This is a genomic window from Actinoplanes sp. NBRC 103695, from assembly GCF_030269485.1.
Lineage (GTDB): Bacteria > Actinomycetota > Actinomycetes > Mycobacteriales > Micromonosporaceae > Actinoplanes.
The window spans coordinates 33,069-47,578 of record NZ_BSTL01000014.1 but is presented as its reverse complement, the minus strand read 5'-3'; the positions used below and the strand labels follow the sequence as shown (position 1 = coordinate 47,578).

General features: G+C 72.5%; 12 protein-coding genes. 5 read left to right on the top strand and 7 right to left on the bottom strand.

Translation table 11 applies throughout. The annotated features are described in order from the left end of the window. The first annotated feature begins 89 nt into the window (after positions 1–89). From QSK31_RS25205 to QSK31_RS25195, 3 genes are read left to right on the top strand one after another with little or no spacing between them, the layout of a single operon-like run. Positions 90–2,072: a TRAFAC clade GTPase domain-containing protein gene (locus QSK31_RS25205; RefSeq protein WP_285686781.1), complete on the top strand. Its 1,983-nt coding sequence runs from the start codon at positions 90–92 to the stop codon at positions 2,070–2,072. After that, the gene (locus tag QSK31_RS25200; protein ID WP_285686780.1) at positions 2,069–2,995 is read left to right on the top strand and encodes a hypothetical protein; all 927 of its coding nucleotides are present in this window, start codon (positions 2,069–2,071) and stop codon (positions 2,993–2,995) included. The genes QSK31_RS25205 and QSK31_RS25200 overlap by 4 nt, the downstream gene beginning before the upstream one ends. After that, entirely contained in the window at positions 2,995–4,125 is a 1,131-nt protein-coding gene (locus QSK31_RS25195) for a hypothetical protein (protein ID WP_285686779.1), read from the top strand. The genes QSK31_RS25200 and QSK31_RS25195 overlap by 1 nt, the downstream gene beginning before the upstream one ends. Here QSK31_RS25195 and QSK31_RS25190 read toward each other — a convergent pair. Both QSK31_RS25190 and QSK31_RS25185 read right to left on the bottom strand, forming a co-directional pair. Further along, on the bottom strand, positions 4,122–5,120 hold the full coding sequence (locus QSK31_RS25190; protein WP_285686778.1) for a ricin-type beta-trefoil lectin domain protein: 999 nt from the start codon (positions 5,118–5,120) through the stop codon (positions 4,122–4,124). The two genes, QSK31_RS25195 and QSK31_RS25190, sit on opposite strands and share 4 nt — an antisense overlap. 150 nt (positions 5,121–5,270) lie before the next feature. Continuing rightward, a complete protein-coding gene (locus QSK31_RS25185) occupies positions 5,271–6,395 on the bottom strand; it encodes an alpha/beta fold hydrolase (RefSeq protein WP_285686777.1) in 1,125 nt (374 codons plus the stop codon). Between the two features lie 210 nt (positions 6,396–6,605). Between QSK31_RS25185 and QSK31_RS25180 the strand changes: the two genes are divergently transcribed. Beyond that, complete coding sequence (locus QSK31_RS25180) at positions 6,606–7,043, top strand: CBS domain-containing protein (protein ID WP_285686776.1); 438 nt, start codon at positions 6,606–6,608, stop codon at positions 7,041–7,043. Between the two features lie 50 nt (positions 7,044–7,093). Here QSK31_RS25180 and QSK31_RS25175 read toward each other — a convergent pair whose 3' ends face one another. The 3 genes from QSK31_RS25175 to QSK31_RS25165 form a co-directional block, all read right to left on the bottom strand. Then, the gene (locus tag QSK31_RS25175) at positions 7,094–7,933 is read right to left on the bottom strand and encodes an alpha/beta hydrolase family protein (RefSeq protein ID WP_502873006.1); all 840 of its coding nucleotides are present in this window, start codon (positions 7,931–7,933) and stop codon (positions 7,094–7,096) included. A gap of 147 nt (positions 7,934–8,080) precedes the next feature. Further along, positions 8,081–8,953, bottom strand: coding sequence for a DUF4097 family beta strand repeat-containing protein (locus QSK31_RS25170; RefSeq protein ID WP_285686775.1), 873 nt, complete (start codon positions 8,951–8,953; stop codon positions 8,081–8,083). A 45-nt stretch (positions 8,954–8,998) separates the two neighbouring features. Continuing rightward, a complete protein-coding gene (locus QSK31_RS25165) occupies positions 8,999–9,499 on the bottom strand; it encodes a hypothetical protein (RefSeq protein WP_285686774.1) in 501 nt (166 codons plus the stop codon). Positions 9,500–9,669: 170 nt separating this feature from the next. Here QSK31_RS25165 and QSK31_RS25160 point away from each other — a divergent pair, with 170 nt between their 5' ends. Next, positions 9,670–11,394: an alpha/beta hydrolase gene (locus QSK31_RS25160; RefSeq protein ID WP_285686773.1), complete on the top strand. Its 1,725-nt coding sequence runs from the start codon at positions 9,670–9,672 to the stop codon at positions 11,392–11,394. Here the strand turns inward: QSK31_RS25160 and QSK31_RS25155 are convergent. Next, on the bottom strand, positions 11,391–13,832 hold the full coding sequence (locus QSK31_RS25155; RefSeq protein WP_285686772.1) for a VIT domain-containing protein: 2,442 nt from the start codon (positions 13,830–13,832) through the stop codon (positions 11,391–11,393). The two genes, QSK31_RS25160 and QSK31_RS25155, sit on opposite strands and share 4 nt — an antisense overlap. Beyond that, positions 13,829–14,455 carry a helix-turn-helix domain-containing protein gene (locus tag QSK31_RS25150; RefSeq protein ID WP_285686771.1) on the bottom strand — a complete coding sequence of 209 codons (627 nt, stop codon included), beginning with the start codon at positions 14,453–14,455 and terminating at the stop codon, positions 13,829–13,831. Before QSK31_RS25150 ends, QSK31_RS25155 begins: the two co-directional genes overlap by 4 nt. Positions 14,456–14,510 lie beyond the last annotated feature (55 nt).

Here is a 14,510-nt window from a genome sequence, read left to right as displayed (position 1 = left end):
TGTGCTGATCGTGGTCGCGGCGCTCGCCGCAGGCATGACGTTCGGCGGGCTGTACGGACGGCCGTTCCGCGACCGGGGGAGGAGGCGGCGTGGCTGACGTCAAGGTGATCCTCGACTTCATCACCCCGGACGGGCAGGAGATCACCTGGAGCGTGCTGGTCGACGACCCGCCCGAGCCGCCCGCCCCCGGACTGCGGTCGCGGCTGCTCGGCCTGGACTCCGGCGAACGTGATGTCGTGCAGCGCCGGCTGGTCCGTGACCCGCGCCGCCCCGAGCAGGGCGAACGCCGGTTGGACGCGGAGATCGCCGCCGGGCTGCGACTGGCCCGCAGGTACCCGGGGGACGACTACCCGGCGATCCTGCCCCGGTTGATCGGCTACCGGGTCGACACCGAGGAGCCGTACGTGCTCTGGCAGGCGGTCACCGGCCACAGCGTCCGGACGGTGGCCAACAGCCTCGACAACGACGACATCGACCGGATGCTCCGCGACCTGCTCCGCGCGCTGGTCCAGCTGCGCGCCGCCGGTGTGGTCCTGCGGAGCATCGGCCCGCGGACGGTGCTGTGGCGCGACGGCCGGGTGGCGATCGGAACCCTGGCCGGCGCCGTGCTCAGCGGCACGCCGCGCACCCGGCTCGGCACCGCGCCGTCGGCCCCGCCCGAGCAGGTCAACGGCGTCGGAGTCGCCGACAGCCGGGACGATCTGTGGAGCGTGGTGGTCCTGCTCGGCGACGTTCTCGACCATGACAACAAGTCGCTGACCGAGCGGTTGGGCGCCCGCTACGCCGCCCTGCTCGGCGACGCGCTCAAACCCCGGGCCGCGCAACGCCCCGACGCGGCGACGCTGCTCGAGGCGGTGCACGGGAGCCCGCCGCCGATGCCGTCGCCGACCGCCGCCGACGAGAGCCTGTCGGCCGGCAAGCGCCGCTTCGACGAGGTGTACAAGCGCCGCGGTACCTCCCCGGTGCCGGTCCGGGAGGCTGCTCCCGTGCGGCAGGAACGCCGCCGCCGCTGGTGGCGCGGCCGCTCCGCGAACCGGCCGGCGCCGAACCGCCGCCGGGACTGCTATCTCTGCCTGGATCCGGTGGAGTGGGCCGAACGGGACCTGTACGCCTGGGCCGAGGGCGCGTACCGGCCGCTCGACGCGCGCACCCTCGGCAGTGGACGGCGCCGCGAGGACCTGCTCCGGCAGGCGTTCCGGCGCTGCCCCAACCCGAGCGGCGGCTCGCCGACCCACTATCTGCCGGCCGCGTACCTGCTCGGTGGCCCGCCGATCAACATCGGCCTGATCGGCGGCAGCGGCGCCGGCAAGACCCATCTGCTGGCCGGCATCATGCGCGAGGTCGAGGCCGACGCGCTGGGCCAGTTCGGCATCATGACGAGCGCCATCGACATCGCCTGGCACGACGAGTTCCGGCGTACCCGGGTCCATCCGCTCTACCACCACGGCCAGACCCTGGAGTACACCCGGCGCACCGACGAGGTCGACTTCGCCGACGGCCTGGTGCTCTCCAACGGGACGCGTCAGCGGCCGCTGATGTTCTTCGACGTGGCCGGGGAGATGCTCGCGCCGGAGCAGCAGCGGAGCCGGGCGATGCGGTTCCTGGCCGTGATGGACGCGCTGATCTTCGTCGCCGATCCGGCCCGGGCCGAGCCGGATGTCACCTTCGAGGCGGTGCTGGACCGGCTGACCCACCGCCGCGGACCGGACGGGCTGCTCGACGTGCCGTCCGCCGTCGTGGTGTCCAAGTCCGACCTGTTCCGCTTCGCCGAGCCGGTGGACCGCTGGATCGGCCGCGACGACCTCGAGCAGCGCTGGCGGGAGCCGCGGCTGGTCGCCACCGAGAGCCGCGACGCGTACGCCTTCCTGCACAGCCGGGACCGGCACGCCCAGCTGGCGCCGCTGCAACGCTGCCGGCGGACCACGCTGCACTTCGCGTCGGCGACCGGCGCCCGCGACACCGACGGCCGCTTCCCGCACGGCGCCCGCCCACAGCGATGCGCGCAGCCGCTGGTGTCGCTGCTGGACATGCTGGGCGCCCTGCCCGCCCCGGACGAAGGTGGTGCGGCGTGACCGTGCGTACCGGCCACCGCGTCGACGTGCTCACCTTCGAGTGGGCGCGGGAACTGGACACCGGCGGCAGCGGGCTCGGCCTGGTCCGCAGCTCGCTGCCGGAGGACGATCGGGCCCGCTGGAGCGCGGAGCTGGTCGGCCGGGTGTCGGTGCCGTCCGGGGACACCGAGCCCAGCACCTGCTACCTGGAGATGCACGACCGGGCCGTGCTGCTGCAGCGCATGCCGGTCCGCGACCAGCTCAACCGGGAGTCCACCCGCACCCGCGCGCTGATCGGCCCCCGGAACGTGGTCACCGTGCAGCGGGCGATCGCGCTGCGGCCGTGGCGTGTCCCGGCCGAGGACCACGCCGGGCCGTACGGGTCGTACCCGGAGAGCTGGATCGCCGCGAGCGACGACGACCGCGCGCTCGCCGCCGCCGCACGGCGCTGCCGGAGCCACGCGATCGCGCTGGTCGCCGGGCTGATGGAGGAGCGGGCCGGCGCGGACGGGTACCTGATCCGGCCGCACGGCGCCGATCCGCGGGCGCTGCTCTGGGCCGCCATCCAGTGCCTGGGCCGTGAGCCGTGGACGTTCTCCACCCGCGAGAGCGCGATCACCGCGAGCGGACTGCCGTTCCTCGTCTTCACCGATGCGCCGGCGTCGCGGTCCAGCTACGTCGCCCGGCGGTGCTCACTGGATCTGAGGGAGCCGTCGACGGCCGCCCGCCGGGCCGTGCCGCAGGCGACGCACCTGGTGGACGGGGCGCTGGCCGGGCGACCGAGGCGCAGGCACCGGGTCCAGGCCACCGCGCGCGCCACTGCACGGCCGGCCGAGCCTCCGCCGGCCTCCCGTCAAGGGCACCTTTCGTACGAGATGCGGGTGACGATGCTGATGGCCTCCTCGGTGCTCTTCATCGTGCTGCTCGCCCTTGCGGGTCGCTGATGAACGGACAGTCCCGGGTCGGTCTGAACCTCGTTCCCGCCGCCCTGCCGGCTGTCGCCGCGCTGACGCTGGTGGTGCCGTTCGGGGAAGCGACCAAACCGGCGGCCATCGCCTTCGTCGGCATCTTCGCGTGTGGGTATCTGCTGCTCTTCGCGGCCACCCTCCGATTCCCGCGTCGTGCGGGTGAGCTGCGGGGGGTGCTGCTGACGGCCGGGACGCTCGCGGCGGTGGGCTTCGTCGTCCGGATCAACGCCGGCCTCGGGCTCGCGTGGCGCGAGTGGACCCTGTTCACCGTGGCCACCGCGGCGTTCCTCCTCGCCGCCCAGCTGGGCGAACGGTTCCCGCAAACAGCGCGGGTGTGGTGGGCGGCGTGCGGGGTGACCGCGCTCGCGGCGGTGGCGCTGGTGGCCGCCGAGGGGCCCGGCGGGTTCCGTTCGGCGGCACAGCTCGCGGGCGCCGCCCCGGTGCCCGTCCTCGCCCTCGGCCTGGCCGGGCTGGCCACGGCCGCCGCCGCGCGGTGGCCGGAGGTCATCCGGCGGCACCGCGTCTACCAGGGCTGGGGCGTGGCGATGCCGCCGCTGGCGGTGTTCGCGTTCACCCGCGATCAGGGAGCGCTCGCGCTGATCGGGCTGCCACTTCTGGCCGTACTCGTGACCCTGCACCTGGCCGCATGGCGCCGGCCGCTCCGGACGCTGCTCCCGGTGGCCGGCGCGGCCGTGGCGAGCGTCGCCGCCGGGGCCGCCCTGCTGACCACCGTGGGTGGCCCGTTCGTCCGGGCGACCCGGCACCGCGATCTGCTGGGACTGCCGGTCGGCGGCACGGAACAGACCGCCGGTTGGCTGAGTCGCTCGACCCTCCTGGTGATCTCGGCGGTGCTGATGCTGCAGGTCGTGGCGCTGCTCGCCGGGGTGGTGCGGCACGATCCCCGCGCCGAGGCGGTTCCGCTCGCCGCGGCGGTCACGGTCCTGCTCGTCGTCCAGCTCGCCGGGCCGGTCGCCGCCGGTTGCGGGGTGCCGATGCCGGCGAGCCTCTGGACGCTGCCGCTGGCCTCCGACGGTGCGAGTTTCCTGATCACCCTGGCCGGCTCCGGGTTCCTGATCGGCGCCGGTTCGGACGTTCCCAAGACCTAGCCCGGGAGCGTCCACCTCTGGGTGGCGCTGCCGGAGCACTGAGAGGTCTGGACCGACTCGCGGCCGGCCGGCGGGCGGGTCAGGCAGCGCCCGGAGGACGCGCTGGTCAGCGTCCCGTTGCTGCCGATCCGCCAGTGTGTGACGTCGCGGTCGCCGCAGCCGGTGATGCGGACGGCGGCCCGCCGGGTGACGTCGGCGCACTTGTCGCGGACCCGCAGCGTTCCGTCCGTGGCGAGCGTGAAGTTCTGTGCGGGCGTCCCGTTGCACGTGAACACCTGGACGCGGTTGCCGTCGGCCGGGTTGTTGGCGAAGAGGTCCAGGCAGCGGCCGTCGTCGGCGACGATCCGGCCGGTCCGGGCGACGGGCGCGGCGGCCGCGGGCGGCGGGGCCAGCAGCAGCGGCGCCTTGGTCTGCTGTGTCGGCGTAGCGCTGGTCGGCCTTCCCGGCGCTGCGCCGGCCGGTGATCCTGGGGTGGCCGGCGTGGTCGTCGATGTGCCCTGCCGCGGCGAGGCGGGCCCGGTGTCGTCACCCTGCTCCGCGGAGTCGCCGGGCGCGGCGTCGTCCGGTGCGGCCGGCTGCGTCGTCTCGCCGGTGGGCGCGTCGTCGCCCGAGGCGTCCGGCTCGGCCAGGGCGCCCGCGGGCGGGGACGTGGACGGCGCCGCCTGCGGGAGGGCTCCGACGATCCGGTCGCCCGGCTCGGACGGGGCGAACACCACGTATCCCGCGGTGGCCAGCCCGGCGGCGGCGACCGCGCCGGCCGCAGCGAGCACGACGCCGCGGCGGCGCTTGGGCGGGGGCGAGCCGTAGATCGCGGGTGCGGCGACGAAGTGGACGGGCTCCTGTGGAGGCGCGACGGTGGACGTCGTGGCCGCGGAGTAGGCGGCGGCCGGCCACCGGACGTCGGCGTGGGTGGTCGCCGCCGCGCGTACGGGGGAATGCAGATAGCGGCGCACCAGCAGCGGTTCGCTGCCGTCGCCCTGCTCGAGGTCAGTCATCGCGGTCACTCATGCCGTCGATCAACCTACCCATCGGGTACCACTGGTGATCAACCGTCCGTTCGGCCGAGATGACCACCCGGAATGGGCGGGGTCGAGGGGCGGGTCGAGGGGCGCGGCTCGGGTTCGCGCCCCTCGACAACCTCGTCGTCAGTGCTGGGGTACGGGGAACCCGAGCCAGCGGTCGATCTGATCAGCAACGGTCACGGTCGAGTCGTAGACCGCGCCCTCGTGGTCGCGGCCCTCCAGGGTCACCAGGGTGATCGGGTACGGCTTGTTCCAGGCCTGGAGCTGGGGGATCAGGAACTGTTCGGTGATGACGTAGGGCACCGCCACGTCCGCCGTGCCGTGCACGACCAGGATCGGCGAGGTCGGCGGCCGCTGTGCGGGGTTGCCGTACTGGCCGAGCTTGCTCACGATCGTGGGCGGCACCTGGCCGTTCGGCACCAGCTGCTCGGCGGTGAGAGGGCGGAACTTCGCCAGGATCTCGTTCAGACAGGCGTTGGCCGGCAGCTCGGCGGCCTTCGACTTGGCGTACGACGTGAAGACCTGCTCGGGTTTGACACTGCTGTCGACGGCGGACAGGCCGGCCACGGCCATCACCAGGTAGCCCTGGCCCTCGGTGCCGGGGATGTCCGGCGCGATGACGTCGAGATTGGAGGCGGGCGCGATCGCCGCGAGGCCCTTGAGTACGAGGTCGCCGTCGTAGCTCGGCGCGATCTCGCCGGCGAAGAGCACGCCCTGGCCGCCCTGCGAGTGGCCGTCGAGCGCGTACTCCTTGCCCAGGCCGGGGTACAGGATGCGGCTGGACTTGGCGATGTCGATGATCGACCGCGCCTCGCTCTCGCCGACCAGGTACGGGTGCGCCTGCGGGGTGCCCAGCCCGGGGTAGTCCGGCGCGGCCACCGTGTAGCCGCGGCGCAGCAACTCGAGGACCGCCTTGCGGGCCTCGGGCCAGAACACCTGGTAGTTGGTCGACGGGACGCAGGCGTCGGTGATCCCGGTGGTCCCGTGCGCCCACACCACGACCCGGTTCCGCTTCAGGGTCGTCTTCGGCGTCAGGATCAGGCCGGTCGCGGTGATCGCGGCGCCACGGATGTCGGTGGTCCGGTACTCGATGCGGACCGCGGTGCCCTTGGCGGCGAGATCCGCCGGGAGAGTGATGACAGTCGCGCTGACGATCGTGCCGGGCGCCGGCGCCGCCGCGACGGCGGCCGGTGTGCCGCCGGATATCAGGCCCGCAGCGATGAGGACGGTGATGAAAATTCTGCGCACGCTCACTCCCTTGGGAAGCCTCGCCATGATCTTGGACAAACTGCCTGTGTGAGGCAGCTTCCAGACATCACGGCGCGGACCGTCCGATCAAGGGCCGCAGGGGTGTGTTACCTCGCCATTCGGATGATCCTTTAGTGGCGAAGTGGTCACGCATTGACGATGCTGAAGGTTTACGCACCACGACAACGCCGTCTGGGTCCTGGAGGAATCATGCGCATCTCCGACGTTCTACGGGTGAAGGGCGATCAGGTCGTCACGGTCACACCGGACACCGATGTGGCCGGTCTTCTGCGAGTGCTGGCCGAGCACAGGATCGGCGCCGTGGTGGTGTCGGCCGACGGCGCCGAGATCGCCGGGATCGTCAGCGAGCGCGACGTGGTGCGGGCGATCGCCGCGCGCGGCGCCGACGTGCTGACCGAGCCGGTCACCCGGATCGCCACGTCGAGCGTGCGTACGGTGAGCCCGGAGGCCTCTCTCGAGGACGTCGAGCGGCTCATGACGGACGGCCGCTTCCGGCACGTGCCGGTGCTGGTGAACGGCGCGCTGGGCGGCGTGGTGAGCATCGGCGACGTGGTGAAGAACCGGATGGACGAGCTGGAGAGCGAACGCAGCGAGCTCGCCGGCTACATCACCGGCGAGCGTCCCTAGCTGGTCGGGGCCTGCCGTGCCGGTCGCCCGGCACGGCAGGCCCCGGGTGGTCAGCCCAGCGGGCAGGTGTTGCGGTAGTCGGAGATCGCCGAGCCGGACGGGCCCGGGCAGATGAACTGGTCGTACCGGGTGTCGTCGTCGACGAACCGCTTGAGCCAGGCCACCGCGTGCTTGCCCGTCGGCGTGTTGGTCGTCTGCGGGAAGAAGTGGCTGGCGTTGTTCAGCTCGACGTAGGACTTCTCCGCCGACGCCGGGATCGAGTTGTAGAACGGGATCGAGTGGCTGGCCACCGGCGCGATCGTGTCCGACTCGCCGCCGATGATCGTCGTCGGCACCCGCAGCGTGCTCCAGTTCTTGGTCCCGTTCCACGGCGCCAGCGGCACCGCGGCCTGCAGGGCCGGCCGGCTGCGCGCGGCCTCCAGGCTGCCGCCGCCACCCATCGAGTGGCCGGCCACGGCGAGCCGGTTCGGGTCGATCCGGGTACGCACGGAGCTGCGCGACGTCAGGTAGTCGAGCGCGGCGAGCAGCTGCCGCCCGCGGGAGTCCGGCTGGTCGTACAGGGTGAGCGTCTCGATGCCGATCACCACGAAGCCGTGCGAGGCGATCCGCGGCCCGAGCCAGGAGATGCTGGACCACCGGGCGGTGAAGCCGGGGGAGATGGCCACCGCGCCGAAGGTGCCCTGGCTGGTGTCGGTGGGGTAGTAGATCGTGCCGCCACCGAAGCCGGAGACGGAGAGGCTGGAGACGTCCTGCGATCCGGTGGCGAAGGGGCCGCGGGACGCTTCCAGGATCGAGTTGGTCGGGTCGGGGCCGCGCTCGTACGGGCTGTCCGCTCGGGCGGGTGACGCGGCGACCGCCGTGCCGGCCACCAGGGCCAGGGCGGTCGCCACGGTCGCTGTCCAGCGACGGAATGGGGTGGAGGACTGCACGCCGTTCTCTCCTTCGAAAGGGGACGGATCGACGGCAGTCAGTCTTTGTCGGGAGGGTCTATCTCGACATCGGCGAAATCACCGGTCCTTGGCAACCAGCTCCGGCGATCAGGGGCGGCGGATGATGATGTCGCCGTACGCGGTGCGGGCGTGGACCTCGACGTGCTGCTCGCCGTCGCGGGGAGCGCCGGACTGGGAGAGCCGGTTCTGCACGCTGCCGAAGGACGTCTGCACGTCCAGGTAGGCGGGCATGCCGTCCGGGACGCCGACCTCGAGCTCGCCCATCGCGGTTTTGAGCCCCACCTCGCCCGGCCCGACCTCGCCGATCCGGATGTCGCCGTGTGCGGTGGCCGCGTCCACGGCGCCGCCGGTCCGGCCGACCAGGATGCCGCCGTTCGACGCGCGGGCCCGCAACGCGCCGCCGACGCTCTCGATGTGGGTCTGGCCGTTCGCGTTCTTGACCCGGGCGCCGTGGCCCACCGTGCCGACGCGTACCTCGCCGGAGCCGGTGGTCACCTCCGCGTCGCCGTCGGCGGCCCGAACGACCACGGTGCCGGCGCCGGTGTGGGCGGTGACCGACCCGGCCCGGTCCAGCCGGATGTCGCCGCAGCCGGACTTGACCCGGCAGTCGCCGAACGTGCCGGTGCTGGTCAGGTTGATGACCCCGCCCTCGGCGTTGAGGCTGGACCCGGTCGCCACGGTGACTTCCACGGTGACGATGCCGGAGTTCTTGCCGTTGAAGGGTCCGATCACCGGCCGCAGCAGCCCGAGGACGGGATTCTGCGGGCCCTTGACGAGCAGGCGGCCGTCCGCGTACTCGACGATGGTCTGCTCGGCGACCCGCTTGTCCGCCTCGCGCTTCGGGTTGGCCGGGCGGACGTGGACGGTGGTTCCGGGGGTGTCGCCGGCGGTGATGCGGACATCGCCGACGGGAAGGTCGATGGTGACGTCGATCGGGCCGGTGGTGTCGAATTCGGGCATGGCTGCGCGAGCCCCCTTCAAGGTGGCTGGTCGGAACGGGAAGTCTTAACGGGCCCAGCCGGTGAACCGGTCGGACCCGAGAGTGATCCGGCGGCCCTGCGGGGAAGCGGCGGTCGGCTGGTGCACGGCGGCCGAGGCGGCCCGGACCAGCCAGGCGTTCACCGAGAGGCCGTCGCGGCCGGCCGCCTCCTCGATGCGAGTCTTGAGCTGGTCGGGCAGCCGCAGGTTGATGCGCGAGACTGCGTCATCACTGTCGGTGACCGGAGGTGGTGGGGCGGGCGCTTCCGGCGCGACCTCGTCGGTCGGCGGCAGGGTGACGACGAAGACCGGCGCGCGGTCCCGGAGGCGCACCTGCACGGAACCCGGTGCCATCTCGGTGGTGATCTCGTCGGCGGCGCTGCCCAGCGCGTCCAGCAAGGCCAGGCGGAAGGCCGACTCCATCGGTGCGGTGAGCCGCTCGGCGAGCGCGCGGGCCTCGGGACCACCCAGTTCGGCGGCGTTGGCGAGCTCGGCGCGAAGCTGCTCGACGTACGGCGTGATGTCCATGGCACCACTATGGCATCACAGTGGTGCCATATGCAAGCCGAGATGATGCCATCACCTGTTTGGCCAGGTGAGGTGGCCTATTGGACAATATGCATAGATACGCTGAGTAACTATCTTTCTGTGCATCCCGGGCAAATCCGCGCTCCGGATCGCGAGAGGTCACCCCCGACATGCCCCTCCTCCGCCGCCTGGCCACCGCCGGGCTGACCGCCCTGCTGCTGGCCGGCCCCCTGGCCGCCCCCGCGGCCGCCGCCGGCGCGCACACCAGCGCCCGCGAACGGCACCGCGTCGACGCCGTCCGGACCCCCAAGCTGCAGTGGTACAAGTGCTACGTCTGGGCCGAGTGCGCCACCGCGCGGGTACCCCTCGACTACGACCGGTCGCACGGCCAGACGACCGAGGTCGCGCTGCTGCGGGTACGCGCCAAGGACCGCAAGCACAAGATCGGCAGCCTGTTCGTCAACCCCGGCGGGCCCGGGGGGTCGGCCACCCAGTTCGCGCTGCTGTCGCCGCTGTTCCTCAGCGAGCCGGTGCTCGACCGGTTCGACATCGTCGGGATGGACCCCCGCGGCGTCGGATTCAGCGACACCGCCGAGTGCTTCACCTCGACCGGGGCGCAGACGAAGGCGCTGGTGGGCATGACGCCGCTCTTCCCGTACGGAAGCAAGGAAGAAAAGGCCTACATCAAGTCGGCCGAGAAGCTGGGCAAGGCGTGCTCCACGACGGGCCGGCCGCTGACCGGCGCGATGTCCACGGCGGAGGTCGCCCGCGACATGGACCTCATGCGCCGTGCGGTGGGCGACAGCAAGCTCAACTACCTGGGCTTCAGCTACGGCTCGGCGCTCGGGTCGTACTACGCCGACATGTTCCCGGACCGGTTCCGCACCATCGCCGTGGACGGCGTGATCGACCCGAAGTCGTGGGTGGGCACCAAGAAGACGCAGAACACCGTGCAGGACGTCCGGCTCGACTCGGCCGGCGGCGCCTACCGCGCGTTCGCCGAGATCATGAACCGCTGCTCGAAGGCCGGCACCAAGAAGTGCGCGTTCGCCGGGGGCAACACGCTCGTCAAGTTCCACAACATCAGCGAGCACCTGAAGCGCAAGCCGATCACCGTGCCGGTGCCGGTGCTGGGCGTCACGCTGAAGGTCACCTACGCGGACTTCATCGGCGATGTGCTCAGTGCCCTCTACTCGCCCGGCGCGGGGGAGGAGGTCACGATGCTGGCCGCCGACATGAGGCTGATGGTCGCCGGTGGGACCGGCATCAAGGCGGCCCAGACCCGGTACGCCACCCGGATCCAGCGGCGGCTCGCCCGCTCGTTCCCGTACGACAACAGCCTCGACGCGTACGCCTCGATCATGTGCACCGACGCCCTGCACCCGGCCGATGCGAAGAAGTGGCCGGCGATGGCGGCGAAGGCCGACCGCAAGGCGCCGTACTTCGGGCGGGCCTGGACCTGGGCCAGCGTGCAGTGCGCGCGGAAGACGTGGACCGTGCGTGACGAGGATGCCCACACCGGGCCGTTCACCACGAAGACGAAGAACACGGTGCTGGTGGTCGGCAGCTACTGGGATCCGGCCACCAACTACCGGGACGCGGTGCGGACCGCCAAGCGGCTGCCGAACAGCCGGCTGCTGTCGAGCAACAACTGGGGCCACACCGCGTACGGCACGTCGACCTGCGCGACCGGCGCCATCGACCGTTACCTGCTGACCAAGCGCCTGCCGGCGAAGGGCACGCTCTGCCGGGCGCCGCAACCGTTCACCACGGCGCTCATGCTGCCGCCGGACGACCTGGAGCTGAGCGCCGCCTCGGTCAGCGCGACCGTCGCCAAGGGGTTCCCGGCGCCGGGAACCCCCAAGCAACTGCCGCCGATCGCCGGTCGCCGCTAGCGCTTCCAGAACGCTTTCCGCTCGCTGGGGCGCTCACCAGGGCGCTCGCTGGGGCGCTCACCAGGAAGCCCGCCGGGAAGCTCATCGGGACGCTGACCGGGCTCGGGAGTGGCGACGAGCCCGGTGAGCACCCGTACCGCCTCGGCCCACCGCTCGGGCAGGCTCGAGTCGTCGCGGCGCAGGAAGGCGACCAGCTCACTCAGCCGGGAGTCGTCCGGCGCGAGCACGTCGAGTCTGCTGGCCAGATCGTCCAGCAGCTCGGCGCGCTCGTGCTCCGGCCGCCCCTCGGCGGCGTGCAGCCGCTCCAGTTCGACCTTCGCAATCGCGCCCAGATCCACTGATGCCCTCGCCCGGCCTCCAGCCACAGCCTTCGCAAACGCCGGCGAACCCGTGCGGAAGCCGCCGTCGCCCGCGCTCCGCCGGGCCATCATCGGCGCGAACCGCGGCGGCGCGCCCGGAGCCGAGGACGGGGGAGGAGCCATCGGCATCGAGGCCGACGCCATGGCGATGAACGGCACGGGCGCCGCGACATCCCCCACCACCCCGGCCGCGGACTCCCAGCCCGACGGCGTCTCCACCGGCTGGACCACCCGGCGGTTCACGCCGTTCTCGTTCACCACGCGGCTGTCCACCGCCACGAACGCGGTGAACCGGCACAGCACCCCGAACCGCAGCGACGTGGCCGTGATCGTGTTCTCCAGCGAGCGGTCGCCGGCCGCGTACCGGTCCTCCAGGTCCCGCAGCCGGGCCCGCGCCCACTGCGCCGCGACCGCCGGCTCCTCCCGGCGCGTCACCGGCACCGTGACCTCGAACTCGCCACCGTCCCGCCGCCGCCCGGTGACCGTGATACTGCCCTCGGCGGCGCCGCTGTAGCGCCCCGCGACGACCAGCGGCACACCCGGGTAGAGCGCCGGGAGCCGATGCGGGCTGCGCGTGCCCTCCACCAGCGTCAGCCCCTCCGAGCGCAGCGTCAGGTCGGTGACCAGCGGGGCGCCGATCCGGCGGTGGATGTGCTCCATCGCCTCGTCCAGCCGGTCCTCGCTCTCGACCAGCTCGGCACGCCCACCGCCGATCGACGCCAGCCGCCCCAGGAAGCCCGCGTTCACCGCCCGGTCGATCCCGATCGTGTGCACCCGGATGTCCCCGATCAGCGGCGTGATCTGCTCCAGGATCTGGTCCTCGTTGCCCACCTGCCCGTCGGTGACCAGCACCAGGACACGGTCACGCTCCTTGTCGGCGAGTGCCTGGAGGCCCTCACGAAGCGGCGCCAGCATCTCGGTGCCGCCCCGGGCGTCCGCACGGGACAGGTGCTCGACCGCCCGGAACCGATGCCTGTCCGTCGCCTCCGACAGCCCCGCCTCCAGCCCGGCCGGATGCTCCACGGCGTGGTCGAAGGTCAGCACCGCGAACCGGTCGGCCGCCGTCAGCGTGTCCACCACGCGTGCCGCGGCCCGGCGGGCGGCCACCATCTTCCAGCCGCCCATGCTGCCCGACCGGTCCAGCAGCAGCACCACGTCCTTGGGTCGCGCCGCCTGGGCCGCCTCCGGGGGCATCACGGTCACCGCGTACGTGCCCTGTTCCGCGTCCGCGCCCTGTTCCGCGTCGTCCGCGTCGGCGTCCGGATCGGGCACGACGACCGCGGTCCGGCCGCCCGGAGCGTACGCGAGTCGCAGAATGAAATCGCGGTCCGCACGCTCGCCGGGCCGGATGCTGATCCGCCGCTCGTCCTCCACGACCGCGTGCAGGCTCGACTTGATGTCACCGAGCTCGAGGCCCGCCGGGTCCACCTCGACGTCGATCGAGAGCCGCAGCGGATTCGGAAAACCGGGCAGCAGCACGGGCGGGGAGATCCGCGACGCGTCCGGCGCAGCGTCGGTGTCCGCCTCGTGCCCCGCACCCACCGGCGTGCCCGGCAGCGGGATCCCCGGCACGTAGCGTGGCGCCACCACCAGCGGGAACCGGAACGTCGCCGCCCCGTCCTCGTACGGCAACGGCCCCACCAGCCGCAGCTCCACGGTCACCCGCTCGCCCGGCACCAGATTGCCCACCCGCATGGTGAACACGTCGGGCCGTTCCTCCTCGGCGATCGAGGCCCGCTTGCCCTCGGCGATCGCCCGGTCGTACGTCTCCCGCGCCGCGCCGCGTTCCTGCAGCTCGGCCTCGACCGTGTGCCCGTCCGCCGTCATCGTCATGCCGGTCACCGCGGCCCGATCAGGCAGCGGGAAGATGTAGGTCGCCTCCAGCGAGACGTCGTGCACGTTGACGAACTCGGCGGACACCACGGTCCGGGCGGTCAGCCCCGAGATGCTGGCCCGCACCGCGAGCCGGTCGAGTGGCAGATTGCCACGCCCCGTCTCCAGCGCACCGAAACCCGCCTCCGGCAGGATCTTGACGCGGCTCAGCTCGCCTGGCTCCAGCGGCGTGACGGACAAGGTCATGACGGCCTCCCATTGTCGGTGATCTCCAAAAGGCCGCGACCGGCCAGCACATCGAGCAGAGGTGCGGCGGCCGCGCTGATCGCGGCCAGATCCGCGGAGTCGGGTACGCCCGGAAGCACCAGAATGGCCCCGCCTCCCAGTCGCACCCCACCCAGGACACCGGCACTGGGACCGGGCGGCGCCTCAGCGGCCGGCGAGCCGACCCGCAGGTCATCGACGGCGATCTCCAGCCCCACGGCGTGGGCCGGCGTCGTCCAGAAGCGGGACCGGTCGATGCTCGCCACGTCGGGCCGCGGACCGCCCGCCACCAGCAGATCCGCCGGCACCCGGGCCACCTCGGCGAGCATCTCGTCATCGGCGCCGGTGAGCTCGGCCTGGATCTGGGCGATCGACAATCCCGCAGCCTGCCGCCGCTTGATCGCCACCAGCTGCAGCAGATGCCGCGGCCCGTAGAGCGCGGTCCGCCCGCTCATGCCGAGGGGCCGGTCGATCAGCCCGATCGTCCTGTACCACCGGATGGCCCGCCGATCCGGAACGTCCCGGACCCGGCCGTTGGGCGCGCCGGAGTACTCGGCGGCCAACGCCCGGCCGACCCGATCCACCAGCTCATCCAGCGTCCACATGGCCACCACTCTGACACTGTTACCGTGACACTGTCAACAAGGACGTTAATCGATC